We start from the raw sequence: 19499 nt of genomic DNA on the forward strand, positions 1-19499 counted from the left end.
CGTAACGGCCATCTCCCGCAGCTCGGCGCCCCGGTACGGAAGTAGAATTCTCGATGTCGTTTTTGCTCTGAAAGGAGATCGCACCCAGTCATGACCACCGAACAGCGTGAGTTTCAGGCCGAGACGCGTCAGCTCTTGGACCTGATGGTTCACTCCATCTACTCGAACAAGGACAGCTTCCTTCGCGAGATCATCTCGAACGGGTCCGACGCACTCGACAAGCTGCGGCTCGAGTCGTACCGAAACAAGGACCTCGACGTCGACGTCTCCGATCTTCACCTCGAACTGGAGATCGACAAGGAGGCGCGGGTCCTGACGATCCGCGACAACGGCATCGGCATGACCCGCGACGAGGTCATCGACCTCATCGGCACCCTCGCCAAGTCCGGCACCGCCGAGGTGCGCAAGAAGCTGAAGGAAGCCAAGGACGCGGCCGCGTCGGAAGAGTTGATCGGTCAGTTCGGCATCGGCTTCTACTCGACGTTCATGGTCGCCGACAAGGTCACGCTGCTGACGCGCAAGGCCGGGGAAAGCAACGCGACGCGCTGGGAGTCCGACGGCGCAGGCACGTACGAGATCTCCGACGTCCACGACGCCCCGCAGGGCACGTCCGTGACGCTGCATCTCAAGCCGGCCGACGAGGAGGACCACCTCCACGACTACGCGTCGGAATCGAAGATCAAGCAGCTCGTCAAGAAGTACTCCGACTTCATCGCGTGGCCGATTCGCATCGACGTCGAGAAGACCGTCAAGGCAACCGAAGAGGGCGCCGAGGACACCACCACGATCGAGACGCAGACGATCAACTCGCAGAAGGCACTGTGGACTCGCCCCAAGGACGAAGTGTCCGAGGACGAGTACAAGGAGTTCTACAAGCACGTCAGCCACGCATGGGACGAGCCGCTCGAGGTCATCCCGTTCAAGGCCGAGGGAACGTTCGAATACCAAGCGCTGCTGTTCATTCCGTCGCAGGCGCCGTTCGACCTGTTCATGCGCGAGGGCAAGACGGGCGTGCACCTGTACGTCAAGCGCGTCTTCATCATGGACGACTGCGAAGAGCTGATGCCCGAGTACCTGCGGTTCGTCAAGGGTGTCGTCGACGCACAGGATCTCTCGCTGAACGTTTCACGTGAAATCCTGCAGCAGGACAGGCAGATTCGCGCGATCCGACGACGTCTGACGCGCAAGGTCCTGTCGACGATCAAGGAACTCCAGAGCGAGAACGCAGAGAAGTACCAGACGTTCTGGTCGCAGTTCGGTCGGGCGCTGAAGGAAGGCTTGATCTCCGACTCCGACAACCGCGAGACGCTGCTGCAGGTGTCGTCGTTCGAGTCGACTCATTCCGAGTCGGGCCTCACGACGCTCGCCGAGTACGTGGACCGGATGAAGGACGGCCAGGAGCAGATCTACTACATGACGGGCGAATCCCGTCAGCAGATCGAGAGCTCGCCGCACATGGAGGCGTTCAAGGCTCGTGGCCTCGAAGTTCTGCTGCTGACCGATTCGGTCGACGAGGTCTGGGTCGGCAACGTTCCCGACTTCGACGGCAAGGCATTCCAGTCCATCTCCAAGGGCGAGGTCGACCTCGACACCGAGGAGGAGAAGAAGGAAGCCGAAGCCAAGCGCGAGGAGCAGGACAAGGAGTTCGAAGAGCTCCTGAAGTGGATGAGCGAAACCTTGTCCGAGGACGTCAAGGAAGTTCGCCTGTCGTCACGTCTCACGACGTCGCCCGCGTGCGTCGTCGGCGACGAGTTCAGCTTCTCCCCGCAGCTCGAGAAGATGTACAAGGCGTCGGGACAGTTCATTCCGACGTCCAAGCGCATCCTCGAACTCAACCCGACACACGACCTGGTGACGGGCTTGAAGAAGGCACGCGAGGATCGCAGTGACGACCCGTCGTTGGCCGAGACCGCCGAATTGCTCTACGCCACGGCACTTCTCGCCGAGGGCACCGAGTTGAAGGATCCCGCGAAGTTCTCGCGTCTGCTGGCCGACCGGTTGACGCGGACGGTGTAGGCGACTTCGTCGCACGTGAGTGGGAATGTAGAGCAGGCTCTACATTCCCACTCACGTGCTAGGCGAACCCGAGCTCGTCCAACGCGGCCAGATAGTGCTCGCCGTCGAAGTCGGGTAGCAGCGCCGACTGCAGGATGTACCCCTGACACAGCCCGACGACGAGGGGCGCGACCGCCCGTGCACGATCGTCGGAGTCCTCGAAACCCTTCTGCGCGAACCAGACTCGCAGATAGCGCTCGTACAGCCCTCGCAGTTCCACCACGACCGGAATCACCGTCGACGTCTCGCGCGGCTCTGCTGCCGCCGCCGCCCAGATCTGCACCAGGATGCTCGGGTTCCCGATGTCGCGCGTCATCCCCGCCAGGAACATGCGGATGACAGCCTGCGGCGGAGGCAACGGATCCTGCTTCTCCAGCCCGTCGAGGTCCTCGGACCGGCTCCTCAGGACGTCACGCGTCACCTGCAGGATCAGCTCCTGCTTGTTCTTGAAGTAGCTGTAGATCGCGCCGGCCGACAGCCCTGATTCGGAGATGATGTCGGCCATCGATGTGCCCTCGAACCCCGATCGCGCGAAGCACGTCATCGCCGCATCGATGATCTGACGTCGACGCTCGACGCGGTGGTCCTCGCTCACTTTGGGCACCCGGCCATATTAAAAACGAATGCTCGTTCTTGACAACTGGCCCTCGGCGTCTCAGCATAAAAGAACGATTATTCGTTTTATTTAGGAGTCGAACCATGAAGCTCACCACCTGGCCACGCGCCGTCGCCGTCGCACTCGCAGGCACGGCAGCCCTGGCCGTCGTCGTCCTCGCCTTCCTGTGGCCGTCCGTCACGTCGAAGGTCCACGAGATTCCTGTCGCTGTCGTCGGCGACTCACCCGCTGTGACCAGCCGGTTGTCGGAGCAGTTCGACGTCACGACGGCGGCGAGCCGTGACGACGCCGTGCAGCGGATCGAATCGCGCGACGTGTACGGCGCAGTCGTTCTCGGCCCGACCCCGGAGGTTCTGACGGCCTCCGCCAACGGCGCGGTCGTCGGTCAGATGCTCACCGGGGTTGCGTCGGCGATGAATGCTCAGGTCACCGACGTCGTGCCGCTGGCGTCGACCGACGCGCGAGGCGCCGGCCTGTCGGCAATGGCGTTCCCGCTGGTAATCGGCGGCATCATCGGCGGTGTCGTCATCTCGATGACCACCAGGGGCGTGTGGCGACGGCTCCTCGCCACCGCGGTCTACGGCGTCGGGGCAGGTGTTGTCGTCGTGGCCATCACCCAGGGTTGGTTCGGCATTCTTCACGGACCCGTGCTTCTCGACGTGGCCGCGGCAGCCCTCGCGGTTCTGGCCGTCAGTGCCCCGATCGTCGGTCTGACGTCGATCATCGGGCCGGCGGGCATCGGCGTCGTCGCGGTACTGATGATGTTCGTCGGAAATCAGATCGCCGGGGCGACGCAACCCGCCCAGTTCCTGCCGGCGCCGTGGGGTGCCATCGGACAGTTCTTGCCGCCGGGCGCCGGGTCGACCCTGATGCGGACGCTGTCCTACTTTCCCGAGGCATCGACCGCTCAGGCGTGGTGGGTGCTGATCGCGTGGGTCGCGCTGGGTGGCGTGTTCATGGCCGTCGGGCACCGCACGACGACGGCCGCGACACGCGCGTCGATCGTGCGAGCAAGCTCGGTCGCCGAGCCGGAGCGTGTTGCACTGTAGGCACCGACCATCGAATGGAGGCCTTGGACGTGACGGACCCGGTACTGATCGAACGCAGCGACGACGTCGTCGTATGGACCTTGAACTATCCCGAAGCGCGGAACCCGATCTCGGAGATCGAGACGATCGACGCGCTCGAGGACGCCGTTCGGGACGTGAACCGCGACCCCAGTGTGCGAGTGGCGATTCTGACCGGCGCCGGGTCCGCGTTCTCGTCCGGAGGCAACGTCAAGCACATGCGGGACAAGGAAGGAATGTTCGGCGGCAGCCCGGCCGAACTGCGGCAGGGCTACCGTCACGGCATCCAGCGCATTCCGAAAGCGTTGTACCACTGCGAGATTCCGACCATCGCCGCCGTCAACGGTCCGGCCGTCGGGGCGGGGTGCGACCTGGCGCTGATGTGCGATCTGCGTATCGCGTCGACGACGGCGAAGTTCGCGGAGAGCTTCGTCAAGGTCGGCATCATTCCCGGCGACGGCGGTGCATGGCTGCTGCCACGGGCCGTCGGCATGGCTCGGGCGAGCGAGATGGCGTTCACCGGTGAGGCGATCGACGCGTCGACGGCGCTCGAGTGGGGCATGGTGTCGCAGGTGGTCGACCCCGACGACTTGCTCCCCGCGGCGCACGCGCTGGCGGCACGTGTGGCCGTCAACCCGCCGCAGGTGTTGCGGATGACGAAGAAACTCCTGCGCGAAGGTCAGCACCAGAGCCTCGAGTCGCTGCTGGAACTGTCCGCGGCGTATCAGGCGATCGCGCACACGACGTCGGACCACTCCGAAGCGGTGAACGCGATGCTGGACCGGCGGGAGCCGAGGTTCGAAGGCCGCTGACGCGCCTCGTGCGTGCGAATGTACAGCCGGCTGTACATTCGCGCGCACGGGCTAGGCGCTCATCGCCAGTTCCGCGCGGAGTTGATTCATCGCCCGATGCTGGGCGACCCGCACCGCGCCGGCGCTCATTCCGAGCGCCCGACCGGTTTCGGGAGCCGTCAGTCCCCACACGACGCGCATCAGAACGATCTTGCGCAGTTTCGGGGCAAGTGTGTTCATCAACGCTGTGGCATCGCTGTGCAATTCGGAATTCAGCGCGTGCTGTTCCGGACCGTCGTCGGTACTCGGTTCGTCGGTCACGAGTTCGAGTGAATATGCCCGTCGCAGAGCGGTTTTGCGGCCCGCGTCGGCCAGTTTGTGCGATGCGATGCCGTAGACGAAGGCCATGAACGGTTTGCCGTAATCACGATACGTCGGCACCGCCGTCACGAGCGCCAGACAGACTTCCTGCACCACGTCGTCCGCGGACACGTCGAGGTTGCCGGAACGCGTTGTGCAGTAACGCTCGAGGTGTGGCCGCACCAGAGCGATCACGTCTCCCAGTGCGTCCTTGTCACCGGCCACTGCCTGCGGCACGCGCGCCTCGAGTGTGTCCACGATGTCTACCACGGTCATCGCTCACGTCCTCCCTGCCGAACTCCCCTGTCGATGATTCGATACTGCGGCGATTCCGGTTTGGTCACTACCCACCCCAGGGTGAACAAGTGCACCCCGGGGGTGATCTTTCGTCAGTCGTCGGGAGGGTTCGACGACGCGTGCAGGTCGACGACAGTAGTGGGACGTAACGCATTCAGCGGTACAGGCGAAACCCCGTACACACCACCGGACATCGGAGGACCCATGAGGCAGCGGACGCAGGGACGGAGCACAGTGGTCGCGGACGACGGCACAGCCCTTGCCGTCCGCGAATCGGGCGATCCGAATGCACCGATGACGGTGGTCTTCGTGCACGGTCACTGTCTCGCCAAGGAATCGTGGGCCGACGTTCAGGACGAGCTCGCCGCGACGTGGGGCGACGACATCCACATGGTCTCCTACGACCACCGCGGCCACGGCGCGTCCGGCAGCGCCGACGCATCCACGTACACGATCGAACAACTCGGCCGTGATCTCGCCGCCGTCGTCAGAACCACGGTTCCGACGGGCCGTTACGTGGTCGTCGGACATTCGATGGGCGGCATGACGGCCATGGCGTACGCGCGTCAGCAACTTGGCGAACTCGGTGATCGGCTGGTCGGCGTCGGCCTCGTCGCCACCGCTGCATCGGGCCTGGCGGAGGACGGTCTCGGGGCGTATCTGGCCCATCCGCTGGTGTCGATGTTCCAGTCCGCGGTGCGTCACGCACCGTCGGTCATGGGCCGTTCCAAGCGTCTCAGCAGGGGAATCTGCGCCCCGATCGTCCGGGCGGCAGGCTGCGGGTCCCGGCGCGTCAGCCCACGGGTCGTCGCGGTGGCCACCGCGATGCTGAACGACACGTCCGTCGTCACGATGGCCGCGTTCCTGAAGTCGCTGCACGATTTCGACGAGTCGAAGTCCATCGCCGCTCTGGCAGTCGTCCCGACGTTCGTGCTCTGCGGGTCCGACGACGTCATGACCCCGATGCAGCATTCGGAGGCGATCTCGCGCCACCTCCCGGCAGCGCGCCTGGTCACCGTCGAGAAGGCCGGCCACATGGTCGTCCTCGAACGTGCACGCGAGGTTGCCGACGCGGTGGCGACGCTCGTCGAGCGCGCGATCGCCGATACCAGGACGCTAGAGATCGCGCTGTGAGATGACGCCGCTCTGCAGCGCGCGTTCGGCGAGTCGCACGCGCTTCTGATTCTGCGGAAGGTCCTCGACGCCGAACTTCGCGAACAACACTCGCAGGTGCGTTTTGACGGCGTCGACGCTGAGAAAGATCTCGGTCGCGATCTGCTGGTTCGACGACGGGTTGGCGAACGTCGCGTTGTGCTTGTACGGCCGGCACAGTGCGACGAGGACCGACCGTTGAGTGTCGGTGAGCGAGCGGGTGTTCGGCATCTCGGCGGCAATACGCGTCGCCTCGTCGCCGAGTCCGGAGAAGTCGTGGAACGTGAGCAACGAGCTGCCGATGCGGATGGTGTCGCCCTGACGCAGACTGCGTCGGCCCGTCAATCGGTCTCCGTTGACGAACGTGCCGTTGCGGGAAAGACCGTCGTCGACGACGGTCCAGTGCGTGCCCATCCATTCGATGGCCGCGTGCAGACGCGATACCTCGTGATCCTCGGGAAACGCGATGTCGGCGTGTGGTGATCTACCGACGGTGAGGCGGCTGCGATCCGGCGACAGTGTCACCTCGTGCCGCTCGCCGCCCTTGCCCTCGTATTGGAGCCGCGGATCCTCGTGTTCGCCCCCACTCACCGCTACATCCTGCGCTCCCGGACTCGGTCAGAGCAAGACGTAGCGGCGATCGCTGGCTACTTCTTGGCAGGCGGCGCGTTCAGCAGGGTGATGAACTGCTGGGCATTGGCGGCGACGGCACCGAGGCCACCGACAGCGGTTCCGGCGAGCGACGCCGTGGAGCCGAGCAGCAGTGCACCACCGATGCATCCGGCGATCGGACCTGCGCCGAACAACAGCGCCGCCGGTGCGGAGACGACGCCGGCGGCGACGGCACCGAGGAGGCATCCGCCGACGAGACCCGTTGCGGCACCGAGGAATCCACCGACGGAAGCCGTCAGACTCAGATTGTCCTTGACGCCTGCGACGGCGGCAGGCAGGTCGACCTGTTGCAGACCGGGAAGCTGCGTCGACACGGGGGTGGCAGCGGCAGGGGTGACGTCGGCCGTCAGAACGGCGTGATTGCCGTCGATGTCCGCGGCGACGGGGTGAGCGAAGCCGTCGACGGCGAGGGACAGCGGCACGGAGTCGACCAAGGCGCCGCTGGCGTCGCGGACGACCAGGTGATCGTCTTCGTTGCTGAGACTTCCGGCAGACGTGTCGACGATGACCTGGTTGCCGCTCTGCGTGACGTTCCACCCGACCGGCGCCGGAGCCGGAGCCGGGTCCGCGTAGGACGTTCCCATTGCGGTCGTCATGGCCGCGACGACCAATGCCGACGTGGCTGCGAATTTACCGATTCTCATGTTCCCCGTCTCCCGGTGAAAGTACGTACGCACCCGGTCGGGTGCGGCGCAAACGTACGGGGAGAACGGGGACCTGCACATGACCCGAACGCATCCACGGCAAGGCCGTCGCGTAAACAGCGGTGCAGAGTTACGCCAAAGGGACAGAACGGATTTGGCAACTTTCAACTAACGGTAATGAGGAGCCTACTACTTCCCACGCCGGACGTTCATCGGCCCAGGAATTTCGGAGCGCGCTTCTCCTTGCGTGCGCGTCGCGCTTCCTTCATGTCCTCGCTCGTCCACGCCGCCCCGAACGCTTCGAGCTGCTCCTGGGTGGCCTCCTCGTGCGTTCCGTCGTCGTTGAAGACCAGCTTGAGGTGGCGAAGGGCGAGCGGGGCGAGCTCGGTGATCGACGCAGCCCACTCCTGAGCGTCGGCAAGGTCGCCACGCTTGTTCGCCAAACCGCTGTAGAAGGCACGCTCGGCGTCGAGCCGCTCCCCTCCCATGAGGATCGTGCGCGCGGCACTCGACCCGGCCAGTGAGGCGAGTCGCTTGATCGTCCAGTTGTTGACGGCGATACCGAGGCGTGTCGACGGGATCTCGAAGTACGCACCGTCCGCGACGACGCGGAGGTCGCTGGCTATCGCCAACTGAGTGCCCGCGCCGACGGCCGGTCCGTTGACGGCCGCGACGATCGGGATCGGTGCGCCGTCGACCGACCGGAGCAGCAGCTCCAGTGCTCGCGGGAAGTCCGCGGCGAAATCGTCACCGCTGAGGTCGGCGCCCGCACAGAAGCTGGACCCCTGCCCGGTGAGGACGACGACCCGCGCATCCGTCGCGACCGCGTCCTCGATGCCGGCCCGCAAGGCCGTGCACAGCTCGGTGTTCAGTGCATTGCGCCGCTCGGGACGCTGAAGTTCGAGGGTGACGACAGCGCCGTCCCGTGTCTGTCCGATCATGAGTGCAGACGTTACTCATGGGTACGAACGACTGCGCTCGACGGGCTGATCTACTGGGAACCGTGATCGAGACAGACGTGGCCGTCATCGGCGCCGGGCAGGCCGGCCTTTCCGCGGGATATCACCTGCGTCGGGCGGGCCTGGCGCCCAGCGACGGGTTCGTCGTGCTCGATCGATCCCCCGAACCCGGCGGCGCATGGCAGTACCGCTGGCCGTCGTTGACGCTGAGCACGGTCAATCGCGTCCACGACCTCCCCGGCATGCAATTCGCGGACACGCTTACCGGCGAGGCCCCCGACGGCGTCGTCGCCGCCGAAGCGGTGCCTCGGTACTACCGGATCTACGAAGAGAAGTTCGACCTGCAGGTACGACGGCCTGTCACCGTCACGGTCGTCTGCGATCGCGAACCGCGCTTCCGCGTCGAGGCCGGGGACGTCGTACTGTCGGCGCGCGGCCTGATCAACGCGACCGGCACGTGGGAGAAGCCGTTCATCCCCCGCTACCGCGGCGCCGAGACCTTCCGCGGACGACAGCTGCACACCAGGGACTACAGGACCGCCGACGAGTTCGCCGGCAAACACGTCATCGTCGTCGGCGGCGGAATCTCGGCGGTGCAACTGCTCGACGAGATCTCACTGGTCACCTCGACCACGTGGGTGACGCGTCGGGAACCCGAGTTTCGTGACAGCGACTTCGGTCCCGAAGCCGGACGTGCGGCCGTGGCGATGGTCGAGGAACGCGTGCGCGCAGGCCTGCCGCCGGGCTCGGTCGTCTCGGTGACGGGTCTGCTGCTGACCGACAGGTTGAAGGCAGCGCGCGATCGCGGAGTTCTGGTGCGGCGGCCGATGTTCACCTCGGTCGAGCCCGACGGCGTCCGGTGGGACGACGGATCCTTCGTGCGCGCCGACGTCATCCTGTGGGCCACCGGATTCCGCAGTGCGCTGGACCATTTGGCGCCGCTGAGGTTGCGCGGCCACGGCGGCGGCATCGTCATGGACGGGCGGCTCGCCACCCGCGTCGCGAAGGATCACCGCGTGCATCTGCTCGGCTACGGGCCGTCGGCCAGCACGATCGGCGCGAACCGCGCGGGCAGAGCAGCGGTATCGGAGTTACTGGAGACCTTGAGCTGATTCTGGCGGGTCCGAGCCATCCCGCTCCGCGCAGGTTTCAGCAGCTGCGCACGTTGCAACCTGCGCACACGCTGGAAGGTGCGCGGCAGGGGAAGTGCCCGCCCACCCCGGTCCGCTCCGCGCAGGTTTCAGCAACTGCGCACGTTGCAACCTGCGCGCACGCTGGAAGGTGCGCGGCAGGGGAAGTGGCCGCCCACCCCGTTCCGCTCCGCGCAGGTTTCAGCAATTGCGCACGTTGCAACCTGCGCACTCGCTGGAAGGTGCGCGGCAGGGGAAGTGGCCGCCCACCCGCTCCGTGCCGCGCAGGTTTCAGCAGCTGCGCACGTTGCAACCTGCGCGCACGCTGGAAGGTGCGCGCTCGCAAAGGGTGCGAACGACACCTACTTACTTGACACCCTGAGTACCAGATAGAAATTTCGACCAAATCGCCCACTTCTGCACTCGGTGTCAGATACGTTTCTTCTCATGTCCTCCAATTCGGACATCCTGCCGCGAAACGCACAGCGCCCCGGTGGGCCAATCGTTTTGCGCTCGTACTGTTTTCACCAACCGAACAAGGAAGTTCGACCATGGGAAAGCTCGACGGGAAAGTAGCGTTCATCACCGGCGCCGCCCGCGGACAAGGCCGCAGCCACGCCGTCAGACTCGCCCAGGAGGGCGCCGACATTATCGCGATCGACCTCTGCGAGCAGGTCGGAACCGTCGGGTTCCCGCTCGCCACCGAGGAGGATCTTGCACAGACGGTCAAGGAAGTCGAAGCGCTCGATCGTCGCATCGTCGCCACGAAAGCCGACGTCCGCGACACCGCGGCACTGAAGAAGGCCGTCGACGACGGCGTCGCAGAGCTCGGCCGACTCGACATCGTCCTCGCCAACGCCGGCATTGCCAGCTTCGCGCCGGTCGACGAACTGACCGACGAGATGTGGGACGACATGATCGACATCAATCTCACCGGCGTGTTCAAGACGGTCCGCGCGGCGTTGCCACACTTGAAGGCCGGCGGACGCGGAGGCGCGATCGTGCTGACGTCGTCGACGGCGGGCATCAAGGGCCTGGGCAACCTCGCGCACTACGTCGCCGCGAAGCACGGCGTCGTCGGCCTGGTGAAGACCTTCGCAAACGAGTTCGCGCCGTACAACATTCGGGTCAACTCGGTGCATCCGACGTCGGTGAACACCGATATGATTCACAACGAACAGACGTACAAGACGTTTCTCCCCGACAACCCGAATCCGCAGAAGGACGACGCGGCCGAGGCGTTCAAGACGCTGAACGCACTGCCGATCGAGTGGGTCGAACCTGTCGACATCTCCAACGCCATTGCATTTCTCGTCTCCGACGAGGGCCGGTACATCACCGGCGTCCAACTTCCCGTCGATGCAGGATCGGTGATCAAATGACCGGCAAACTCGAAGGCAAGGTCGCCTTCATCACTGGGGCAGCGCGCAGCCAGGGCCGCAGCCACGCCCTCAGACTCGCCCAGGAAGGCGCCGACATCATCGCCGTCGACCTGTGCGGCCCCGTCGACACCATCGAGATGTACCCGGCTGCAACGGAATCGGATCTCGAAGACACCGTGAAACAGGTCGAGGCACTGGACCGTCGGATCGTCGCGACGAAAGCCGATGTGCGGGACAGCGCAGCGTTGAAGAAGGCCGTCGACGACGGGGTTGCCGAACTCGGCCGCCTCGACATCGTCCTCGGCAACGCGGGCGTGTTCGAGATCGCGCCCGCCCTCGACATCACCGACGACGCCTGGCAGAACATGATCGACGTCAACCTCACCGGCGTCTGGAACACGTGCAAGGTCGCACTCCCCCATCTCATCGCCGGCGGCCGTGGGGGGTCGATCGTGCTGACGTCGTCGACCGCGGGTCTCAAGGGCACACCGAACACCGTGCACTACACCGCCACCAAGCATGGCGTTGTCGGCATCATGCGCACACTCGCGAACGAATTCGGGCAGCACAGCATTCGTGTCAACACCGTGCACCCGACCGGCGTCGACACGGTGATGATCCAGAACCGCAAGACGTGGGGATTGTTCGCACCCGACGATCCGAATCCGACCCGCGAGAAGGCAGAACCGATCTTCGCGACGACGAACACGTTGCCGATTCCGTGGGTCGAGCCGATCGACATCTCCAACGCCATCGCGTTCCTGGTGTCCGACGAGGCTCGATACATCACCGGCGCAACACTTCCCGTGGACGCCGGGTACACGATCAAATGACGTCGCTGATGTCGATCGCCGAGATTCGCCGCCGTATCGCGGCGAATCTCGTCGGTCGTGATTACGAACTGGATCTGGTGCTCGCCGCAGTGGCGGCCGGGCGGGACATGCTCATCGAAGGCCCGCCCGGCACCAGCAAGAGCACGCTTCTCGGTGCGATCACCGCCGAGTGGGGCATTCCGCTGCTGTTCGTCGAGGGCAATGCAGACTTGACGCCTGCACGAATCGTCGGACACCACAACCCTGCTCGCGTTCTGCGGGAGGACTACAGCGAGGACAACTTCGTACCAGGTCCCCTCGTCGACGCAATGCGTTCCGGCGGATTCCTGTACGTCGAGGAATTCAACCGCGCGCCCGAGGACACGCTGAACACTCTTCTGACGGCGATGGCCGAGCGTCGCATCACGATCCCGCGCGTCGGGACGGTGCACGCGTTGCCCACGTTCCGCGTCATCGCGTCGATGAACCCGTACGACAACGTCGGGACGACGCGCTTGTCCACGAGTGTGCACGACCGCCTCTGCCGACTCGCGATCGGCTATCAGGACGCCGAAGCGGAACGCGGAATCGTCGCACTCAGAACGGAATCCGACTCGCCACGACTGATCGCCGACGCCGTCGCGATCACCCGCGCGACCCGAGAACAGGACGACATCACGCAGGGCAGCAGTGTGCGCGGGGCGATCGATCTGACGCTCGTCGCTGGGCAGCTGGCGGACTTGCGGTCGGTCGCGATACCCGTCGTCGCCGATATCGCGCCACCGCGCGACCTGCCGCAGGACTATCAGGCACTGATGCTCGACGCCGTACTCGTGGCCCTGTCCGGCCGAATCCACGTCGATGAGACCGCCGATGCGACACCGGAGACGATCCTGCGTCGACTCTGGGAGGACCATTTCGTCCTGAATCCCGCTGCGGCCGCGCCTGGTTGAAGAGCCGTCGCGGCCGATTCCCCGGTGCGCAGGCCGGGGAGCAAGAACGCGTCGGCAACGCTGAAACCGCTGCGCCGCAAACCGAAACAGCTCGACGAATCCCCGTCGTTGTTCAAGCCCGGCGGCAGCGGCGCAGTCCTCGTCGTCGACGGCCGAAGCCGGGCAGGTAAGGCCGCGGGCGAGAACAACCCGTCGGCACCCGGTTTCACCGACGAGACGGCGGAGGTGATTCCGCTGCGCGACGCAACCGAGGAGGAGTCGTCGGCCGACGCGGCCACGCGTGCTCGGGCCCGTAAGATCGCTGCCCGTCTGGCGGTGCGACGGCCACGCCGCGACGCGCGGGCGCGGCGCGGCATCGGCGATCTGACGTCGTTGCGCTACCGCGGCGGGTCCGACGAGATCGACATGGATCGCACCCTCGACATCCTGGCGGCGAATCCGCTGCCCGAGGACGACGACATCGTCGTGCGGGAACGTCTGCACACCAAGCGCTCGATCGTGCTCGTCGTCGACATCTCCGGATCGATGAAGGGCGAGCGGGTCAGGACGGCCGCGGCGACCGTCGGCGCGTTGGCAGGCGAGCTGAACCAGGACAACCTGGCGGTCGTCGCATTCTGGTCCGACGCCGCCGTCCTCACGCGCTTCGGCGATCCGATGACGCCGCTCGGCATTCTCGACACGATTCTGCGCATTCCGGCTCAGGGACTCACCAACGTGCAGTTCGCCCTCGACACCGCGGCCGGACTGCTGCGCGGGACATCGTCGCGTGATGCGCGCGTCGTGCTGCTATCCGACTGCGTCCACAACGCCGGACCCGACCCGCGGTACATCGCCGCGTCGATCCCGCGTCTCGACGTCCTGCTCGACACGTCCGGTGAGAACGACCTCGATCTGGGACGCGATCTGGCGCGTCTCGGGCACGGACGGATCCGCACGGTCCGCACGTACCGCGACGTCGGGCCCGCGCTGAGCGCGTTCTTCTGACACCGTTTCAGAAAGCTGCAAGAACCCTCCAAGTCGCTCCGGCCAGTGTGTGCACACCACACCCGAAGGAGCATCATCATGAGCACTCTGCTCGGAAGACTCGGCGCACTGTGCGCCGCACACCCTTGGCGAACGATCACGGTCTGGGTCGTACTGCTGGTGTCCACGCTCGCCGCTGCAGGTGCGTTCGGCGGCCAGATGCAGGACGACTATCACGTCGACGGGCTCGAATCCGTCGCGGGCAGCGACCTGCTGGCCGAACGGTTTCCGGACATGGCAGGAACCGACGCCCGCGTCGTCGTCCACGATTCCGACGGTCTCCACCAGGCCGACCTGGCCGGCCTCGGCAGTCGGCTCCGCGATCTCGACGGCGTCGGAACAGTAGCGCCCCCGCGGATGTCCTCGGACGGCGACACCGCGCTGGTCGCCGTCCAGTACTCCGTTCCGGTGACCGACTTCGCCGGAACCGAGGGCATCGATGCACTGCGGACGGCGACGGCACCGCTCGAACGCGAGGGCGTGCAGGTCGAACTCGGCGGGCAGGTGGCCGAGAACATCAGCGCTCCGAGTGGCGTCGCCGAAGCAGTCGGCATCGTCGTCGCGCTGGCCATTCTGTTGGTGGCGTTCGGATCGGTCGTCGCGGCGGGGCTCCCGATCGCGGTGGCGATCGTCGGAGTCGGGATCGGAACGGGAATCATCGCGTTGCTGTCGGCCGTCACCGAGATCGGCCCCATGGCCCCGACGATCGCGACGATGGTCGGCATCGGCGTCGGCATCGATTACGCGTTGCTGCTCGTCACCCGTTTCGCCGACGGTCTTCGATCGGGCCTCTCCCGGACGGAGTCTGCAGCACAGGCCAATTCGACGGCAGGCGTCTCCGTCGTCTTCGCCGGTACGACGGTTCTGCTGTGCCTGCTCGGCCTGCGCCTCGCCGGCGTGCCCGTCTACGCGTCGATGGGGTATGCGACGCTGGCCGTCGTCGGCGCGGTGATGCTGACGTCGGTCACTCTGGTGCCTGCACTGTGCGCGCTTGCCGGCCCGCGCGTTCTGGGCAGAAAGGTGCGGACCACGGTCGGCGCGTCCCGAACCGAGCGGTGGGCACGCATGGTGTGTCGCAGACCGGTGGCGTGGGCAGTATCGGCACTGGTACTGATGGCTATTCTGGCCGCACCCGTGCTCGACATGCGACTGTGGCCGCAGAACGCAGGAACGCAGCCGACGTCGAACACGACCCGAGTGGCCTACGACCTGATCGACGCCGAATACGGTCCAGGCGCCAACGGGCCGTTCACGCTGGCCGTCGATCTGACGACGGTCGACATCGACTCCCTGACAACGCGATTGGCCGTCGAGCCGGGGATAGCCACGGTGATGCCGCCGATGGTCAACGCAGCGGGAGACACGGCGATCGTCGTGATCGAGCCGACGACGGGACCCGCCGACGAAGCGACGACCGAATTGCTCGACCGACTACGCTCCGACGTCGCAGGCGACGGCGTCGTCGTCACCGGTGTAACCCCGATCTTCGCGGACATCACCGACAAACTCGCCGACCGGATCTGGCTCGTCGTCGCGTTCGTCGTGGCTCTGTCGGTCGTCTTGCTGACCGCGGTGTTCCGTTCGATCGTCGTATCGCTGAAAGCCGCGGCGATGAACTTGCTGTCGGTGGCCGCGGCATACGGCGTCATGGTCGCGATCTTCCAATGGGGCTGGGGCACAGAACTGTTGGGGCTTCCGCACGCAGTACCGGTGTCGAGTTGGGTACCGATTCTGATGTTCACGATTCTGTTCGGACTCTCGATAGACTACGAGGTGTTCCTGCTCTCACGCGTCCGTGAACTGTGGCTGCGCTCCGGCGACGCTCATTCCTCGGTCGTCGACGGCGTCGCCTCGACCGGACGGGTCATCACCAGCGCGGCCGCGATCATGGTCGCGGTGTTCCTCGGCTTCGCGATGGACGCCGACGTGACGGTCAAGATGATGGGCGTCGGACTCGCGACGGCGGTGTTCCTCGACGCCACCGTGGTACGCATGGTGCTCGTCCCGGCGACGATGACGCTTCTGGGACAATGGAATTGGTGGACGCCCACGAGGCTGCGAACCCGGGTCACTCCGCAGGCTGCGGTCCCGCACCCAACTGCTCGACCACATATTTCGCAAGAGAACCCAACCGAGCCCGCTCCGGCATACGCGTCGGAACATCGAGAGCGTCCAACGGCGCCGAGGTGACCGGTCCGACGCAGATCGCGACGACGGGACCCCGTAGCGCATTGAGGAATTCGTCGAGAAGACCGTTGTCCTTGGCCGTCGACAACATCGATGCGACGGCCGGGGCGCTGGTGAAGGTGACGGCGTCGACATCGTGGTTCAGGATCTCGGCCAGAAGGTCGATCAGCGGCTGCTGATCGACCGGCCGAATCCAGCGATAGACGGGGATAGCGCGGACGTCGGCGCCGAGTCTGCCCAGAGCCTCGCTGAGGTGGATCGTCGGCTCCCACTCGGTGATGGTGCCGTGCAACTGGACAGCGACGTCCATGCCCGCAACGCCTTCCGCTGCGAGATGATCGGCGACTTCCTGGGATGCCTCGGTCGTCGGCGACCAGATCTCGCGGAGACCGGCGCCGCGAATGGCGCCGCGTGCCTTGGGGCCTCGCGCGATGATGCGCGTGGACCCGAGGGCCGCCAGAAGTTCCTCACGGTTGTCCCAGCCCTCGGCCGCGTCGAGCCAGCCGCGGAAACCGATACCGGTACTGATGACCGTCAGTTCGGGAGGGCGTTCGATGAAGTCGGCGGTCTTCTCACGGAGATCCGAGTCGTCGAGAAGAGGGAGAACGTGAATCGCGGGGACGTGCACGGTCCGCGCGCCGCGGCGTTCGAGCAGCGCGGCGAACTCGTCCGCCCGCCGTTCGGCGGTCAGTGCGATCGTCTTCCCCGACAGTGGAGCCATGCCGGAAAGGATAGGCGCTCCACGCCTGTGCGTGCATAGTCGGACTCCTGCCCAACTATGCACGCACGGGTGGCTATGCCGCGAACACGTCCGGATCAGGGCCGGTGCGGCCGTCCGGGGTGTCCAGCGCGTTGATCTGCTGAATCTCGTCGCTCGACAGCTCGAAACCGAAGACGTCGAAGTTGCTCGCGATGCGCGCCGGCGTCACCGACTTCGGGATCACCACGTTGCCGAGCTGAATGTGCCACCGCAGGATGACCTGGGCCGGGGTGACGCCATGCGCGTCGGCGATGGTCGCGAACGCCGGGTCGTCCAGAATCGTGCCGGAACCGAGCGGGCTCCACGCCTCGGTCGCGATGCCCTTCGACGTGTGGAACGCGCGCAGCTCTTCCTGATTGAACCGCGGGTGCAGCTCGATCTGGTTGACGGCCGGAACCTCGCCGACCGCGTCGATCAGTTTCTCGAGCGTCGGGATGGTGAAGTTGGAGACGCCGATGGAACCGATCCGACCGTCGGCCTTCAGCTTCTGGAACGCCTTGAACGTGTCGATGTACTTGTCACGGTCGAGCTGCTGCCAGTGAATGAGATACAGGTCCAGGTAGTCGAGTCCCAGACGGTCCATGCTGGCGTCGAAGGCGGTCAGCGTGGAGTCGTAGCCCTGATCGTCGTTCCACAACTTGGTCGTGACGAACAGCTCGTCGCGTGCGATGCCGGATTCCGCGATCGCCTTACCGGTGCCGGCTTCGTTCTCGTACACCTTCGCGGTGTCGATGCTGCGGTAGCCGACCTTGAGTGCTTCCGCGACCGCGTCGTATGCGCCGTCGTCGGGAACCTGCCACACGCCGAAGCCGAGCTGGGGAATCGCATGCCCGTCGTTCAGCACGATCGTCGGAACAGAACTGGTCTTCGGTGAAAACGTCATACGAATGCCAACTCCCGAGCGGGTTGCTCTGTTCCCAGCACGCGATAATGGCGGGTGTGACTGCCACGCTTCGCATCGACGATCTTTCTGCCTTCCACGGCGACCGCACCCTGTTCGCCGGGCTCGACCTCACGGTCACCGAGGGCGACGTCATCGGCCTCGTCGGCGCGAACGGCGCAGGTAAGTCGACGCTGCTGACGCTGCTCGCGGGCGTCGGAACAGCCGAGTTCGAGGGTGAGGTCTACACGAGCCCGCCCGACGCCACCGTCGGATATCTCGCGCAGGAGCCGGACCGTCGGGCAGGAGAAACCGTCGTCCAGTTCATCGGTCGCCGCACCGGAGTCACGGCCGCCGAACAGACGATGAACGACGCGGCCGAGGCGCTCGGTTCGGGCTCGGACGAGGACCTCTACACGCCCGCGCTGGAGAAGTGGCTGGCGCTCGGCGGCGCCGACCTCGCCGAACGGACCGAAAAGGTGCTTGCCGACCTCGGTCTCGCGGTCGACGGTTCTGCCCTGATGACGTCGTTGTCCGGTGGTCAGGCCGCGCGGGCAGGGCTCGCCGCCATTCTGCTCGCCCGGTACGACATTCTTCTGCTCGACGAGCCGACCAACGATCTCGATCTGGCGGGGCTCGAGCAGTTGGAACGGTTCGTCGTGGAAACGCGAGCGGCAATAGTCGTCGTCAGTCACGATCGTGAATTCCTCGCGCGGACGGTCACCGGCATCGTCGAGTTGGATCGGGGTCAGCGCCGCATCGACGTGTACGACGGCAGCTACGAGTCCTACCTCGCCGAACGGGAAATCGCGCGACAGCATGCACGGGAGAAGTACGACGACTACGCCGACACGAAGGCAGCGTTGGAGTCCCGCGCGCAGATGCAGCGGAACTGGATGGAATCCGGCGTCCGGAACGCGCGTCGCAAGGCAACGGACAACGACAAGATCAGCCGCAAGACACGCGCGGAATCCACCGAGAAACAGGCCGCGAAAGCGCGTCAGACACAACGCCGTATCGAACGGCTCGAGGTCGTCGAGGAGCCCCGTAAGGAGTGGGAACTGCGGATGGAAATCGCCGCGGCACCCCGCAGCGGCACCGTCGTCTCGGTGCTAGGTGGGGCAGTCGTGCGTCGGCCGGACTTCACGTTCGGACCCGTCACGACGCAGATCGAATTCGGTGACCGTGTGCTGATCACCGGCGCGAACGGTTCGGGAAAGACCACGTTGTTGTCGGTACTCCTCGGCAAACTGGTGCCCGACGAGGGAACCGCGTCGCTGGGCTCCGGCGTCGCGGTCGGTGAAATCGACCAGGCGCGAGGGCTGTTCACCGGGGCTGCGACCGTGGCCGAGTCATTGAGTGCCGCAGCTCCGGACTGGCCCGACGCCGATGTGCGTACGTTGCTCGCAAAATTCGGACTGCGGGGCGACGACGCGCTGCGGGCCGCCGATTCTCTGTCTCCGGGTGAGCGCACTCGCGCGGCCTTGGCCCTGCTGCAAGCGCGTGGCGTGAATTTGCTCGTGCTGGACGAGCCGACCAATCACCTCGACCTGCCCGCGATCGAGCAACTCGAACGGGCGATGGAGAACTTCGAGGGTACGTTGCTGCTGGTCACGCACGATCGCCGCATGCTCGACACCGTCCGCGCGACGCGACGGTGGGTCATGGACGGCGGTCGGTTGACGGAGGTGTGACTTCCCCGTCGGCATCGATGGACCGTGGCATCCGATAGACGGTTGCCGCGGTCCACCGATGCGGT

At 65.6% G+C, this 19499-nt stretch carries 17 protein-coding genes and 1 pseudogene; 11 read left to right on the forward strand and 7 right to left on the reverse strand.

Translation table 11 applies throughout. The features are described from left to right. Positions 1-90: 90 nt before the first annotated feature. On the forward strand, positions 91-2016 hold the full coding sequence (htpG, locus tag A3K89_RS09895; RefSeq protein WP_068424613.1) for a molecular chaperone HtpG: 1926 nt from the start codon (positions 91-93) through the stop codon (positions 2014-2016). A 58-nt stretch (positions 2017-2074) separates the two neighbouring features. On the opposite strand, the gene A3K89_RS09900 is transcribed toward htpG, so the two are convergent. Continuing rightward, positions 2075-2659 carry a TetR/AcrR family transcriptional regulator gene (locus A3K89_RS09900; protein ID WP_068424618.1) on the reverse strand — a complete coding sequence of 195 codons (585 nt, stop codon included), beginning with the start codon at positions 2657-2659 and terminating at the stop codon, positions 2075-2077. Between the two features lie 95 nt (positions 2660-2754). On the opposite strand from A3K89_RS09900, the gene A3K89_RS09905 reads away from it, so the two are divergent. Both A3K89_RS09905 and A3K89_RS09910 read left to right on the forward strand, forming a co-directional pair. Further along, the gene (locus A3K89_RS09905; RefSeq protein WP_068424620.1) at positions 2755-3720 is read left to right on the forward strand and encodes a hypothetical protein; all 966 of its coding nucleotides are present in this window, start codon (positions 2755-2757) and stop codon (positions 3718-3720) included. Between the two features lie 29 nt (positions 3721-3749). Then, positions 3750-4550: a crotonase/enoyl-CoA hydratase family protein gene (locus tag A3K89_RS09910; RefSeq protein WP_068424623.1), complete on the forward strand. Its 801-nt coding sequence runs from the start codon at positions 3750-3752 to the stop codon at positions 4548-4550. A 51-nt stretch (positions 4551-4601) separates the two neighbouring features. Here the strand turns inward: A3K89_RS09910 and shbA are convergent, their stop codons facing one another. Then, positions 4602-5165: an RNA polymerase sigma factor ShbA gene (shbA, locus tag A3K89_RS09915; protein ID WP_068424626.1), complete on the reverse strand. Its 564-nt coding sequence runs from the start codon at positions 5163-5165 to the stop codon at positions 4602-4604. 225 nt (positions 5166-5390) lie between these two features. On the opposite strand from shbA, the gene A3K89_RS09920 reads away from it, so the two are divergent. Continuing rightward, complete coding sequence (locus A3K89_RS09920) at positions 5391-6320, forward strand: alpha/beta fold hydrolase (RefSeq protein ID WP_068426036.1); 930 nt, start codon at positions 5391-5393, stop codon at positions 6318-6320. Here the strand turns inward: A3K89_RS09920 and A3K89_RS09925 are convergent. The 3 genes from A3K89_RS09925 to A3K89_RS09935 all read right to left on the reverse strand — a co-directional run bounded on the left by A3K89_RS09925 (position 6303) and on the right by A3K89_RS09935 (position 8595). Next, a complete protein-coding gene (locus tag A3K89_RS09925) occupies positions 6303-6929 on the reverse strand; it encodes an FHA domain-containing protein (protein WP_068424629.1) in 627 nt (208 codons plus the stop codon). The genes A3K89_RS09920 and A3K89_RS09925 overlap by 18 nt on opposite strands. 56 nt (positions 6930-6985) lie before the next feature. Further along, positions 6986-7654 carry a hypothetical protein gene (locus A3K89_RS09930; RefSeq protein WP_068424631.1) on the reverse strand — a complete coding sequence of 223 codons (669 nt, stop codon included), beginning with the start codon at positions 7652-7654 and terminating at the stop codon, positions 6986-6988. Positions 7655-7863: 209 nt separating this feature from the next. Next, positions 7864-8595 (reverse strand): enoyl-CoA hydratase, encoded by a 732-nt coding sequence (locus tag A3K89_RS09935; protein ID WP_068424634.1) that lies wholly within the window; start codon positions 8593-8595, stop codon positions 7864-7866. A 17-nt stretch (positions 8596-8612) separates the two neighbouring features. Between A3K89_RS09935 and A3K89_RS09940 the strand changes: the two genes are divergently transcribed. The 6 genes and pseudogenes from A3K89_RS09940 to A3K89_RS09965 all read left to right on the forward strand — a co-directional run. Further along, positions 8613-9725, forward strand: a complete 1113-nt coding sequence (locus A3K89_RS09940; RefSeq protein WP_068424637.1) for an NAD(P)-binding domain-containing protein — start codon at positions 8613-8615, stop codon at positions 9723-9725. Positions 9726-10294: 569 nt separating this feature from the next. Continuing rightward, the gene (locus A3K89_RS09945) at positions 10295-11125 is read left to right on the forward strand and encodes a mycofactocin-coupled SDR family oxidoreductase (RefSeq protein WP_068424640.1); all 831 of its coding nucleotides are present in this window, start codon (positions 10295-10297) and stop codon (positions 11123-11125) included. After that, positions 11122-11958, forward strand: a complete 837-nt coding sequence (locus A3K89_RS09950) for a mycofactocin-coupled SDR family oxidoreductase (protein WP_068424642.1) — start codon at positions 11122-11124, stop codon at positions 11956-11958. Before A3K89_RS09945 ends, A3K89_RS09950 begins: the two co-directional genes overlap by 4 nt. Next, positions 11955-12890: an AAA family ATPase gene (locus A3K89_RS09955; protein ID WP_068424646.1), complete on the forward strand. Its 936-nt coding sequence runs from the start codon at positions 11955-11957 to the stop codon at positions 12888-12890. Before A3K89_RS09950 ends, A3K89_RS09955 begins: the two co-directional genes overlap by 4 nt. Before the next feature lie 69 nt (positions 12891-12959). Further along, on the forward strand, positions 12960-13874 hold the full coding sequence (locus A3K89_RS09960) for a vWA domain-containing protein (RefSeq protein ID WP_068426040.1): 915 nt from the start codon (positions 12960-12962) through the stop codon (positions 13872-13874). A 198-nt stretch (positions 13875-14072) separates the two neighbouring features. Beyond that, a pseudogene (locus A3K89_RS09965) lies at positions 14073-15968 on the forward strand (MMPL family transporter); the annotation flags it as partial. Positions 15969-15981: 13 nt separating this feature from the next. On the opposite strand, the gene A3K89_RS26310 reads toward A3K89_RS09965, so the two are convergent. Then, positions 15982-16821, reverse strand: coding sequence for a uroporphyrinogen-III synthase (locus A3K89_RS26310; RefSeq protein WP_174551398.1), 840 nt, complete (start codon positions 16819-16821; stop codon positions 15982-15984). 73 nt (positions 16822-16894) lie between these two features. After that, a complete protein-coding gene (locus A3K89_RS09975; protein ID WP_068424652.1) occupies positions 16895-17743 on the reverse strand; it encodes an aldo/keto reductase in 849 nt (282 codons plus the stop codon). Between the two features lie 56 nt (positions 17744-17799). Between A3K89_RS09975 and A3K89_RS09980 the strand changes: the two genes are divergently transcribed. Next, the gene (locus A3K89_RS09980; RefSeq protein WP_068426042.1) at positions 17800-19434 is read left to right on the forward strand and encodes an ABC-F family ATP-binding cassette domain-containing protein; all 1635 of its coding nucleotides are present in this window, start codon (positions 17800-17802) and stop codon (positions 19432-19434) included. Positions 19435-19499: the final 65 nt, after the last annotated feature.

Source organism: Rhodococcoides kyotonense (assembly GCF_001645385.1).
Taxonomy (GTDB): Bacteria; Actinomycetota; Actinomycetes; order Mycobacteriales; family Mycobacteriaceae; genus Rhodococcoides; species Rhodococcoides kyotonensis_B.

What these genes read in the sequence shown, in the direction of transcription:
- A3K89_RS26310 (WP_174551398.1), bottom strand. Translation starts at nt 16,821, where the DNA reads ATGGCTCCACTGTCGGGGAAGACGATCGCACTGACCGCCGAACGGCGG.
- htpG (WP_068424613.1), top strand. Translation starts at nt 91, where the DNA reads ATGACCACCGAACAGCGTGAGTTTCAGGCCGAGACGCGTCAGCTCTTG.
- A3K89_RS09935 (WP_068424634.1), bottom strand. Translation starts at nt 8,595, where the DNA reads ATGATCGGACAGACACGGGACGGCGCTGTCGTCACCCTCGAACTTCAG.
- A3K89_RS09950 (WP_068424642.1), top strand. Translation starts at nt 11,122, where the DNA reads ATGACCGGCAAACTCGAAGGCAAGGTCGCCTTCATCACTGGGGCAGCG.
- A3K89_RS09975 (WP_068424652.1), bottom strand. Translation starts at nt 17,743, where the DNA reads ATGACGTTTTCACCGAAGACCAGTTCTGTTCCGACGATCGTGCTGAAC.
- A3K89_RS09930 (WP_068424631.1), bottom strand. Translation starts at nt 7,654, where the DNA reads ATGAGAATCGGTAAATTCGCAGCCACGTCGGCATTGGTCGTCGCGGCC.
- A3K89_RS09920 (WP_068426036.1), top strand. Translation starts at nt 5,391, where the DNA reads ATGAGGCAGCGGACGCAGGGACGGAGCACAGTGGTCGCGGACGACGGC.
- A3K89_RS09940 (WP_068424637.1), top strand. Translation starts at nt 8,613, where the DNA reads ATGGGTACGAACGACTGCGCTCGACGGGCTGATCTACTGGGAACCGTG.
- A3K89_RS09955 (WP_068424646.1), top strand. Translation starts at nt 11,955, where the DNA reads ATGACGTCGCTGATGTCGATCGCCGAGATTCGCCGCCGTATCGCGGCG.
- A3K89_RS09905 (WP_068424620.1), top strand. Translation starts at nt 2,755, where the DNA reads ATGAAGCTCACCACCTGGCCACGCGCCGTCGCCGTCGCACTCGCAGGC.
- A3K89_RS09945 (WP_068424640.1), top strand. Translation starts at nt 10,295, where the DNA reads ATGGGAAAGCTCGACGGGAAAGTAGCGTTCATCACCGGCGCCGCCCGC.
- shbA (WP_068424626.1), bottom strand. Translation starts at nt 5,165, where the DNA reads ATGACCGTGGTAGACATCGTGGACACACTCGAGGCGCGCGTGCCGCAG.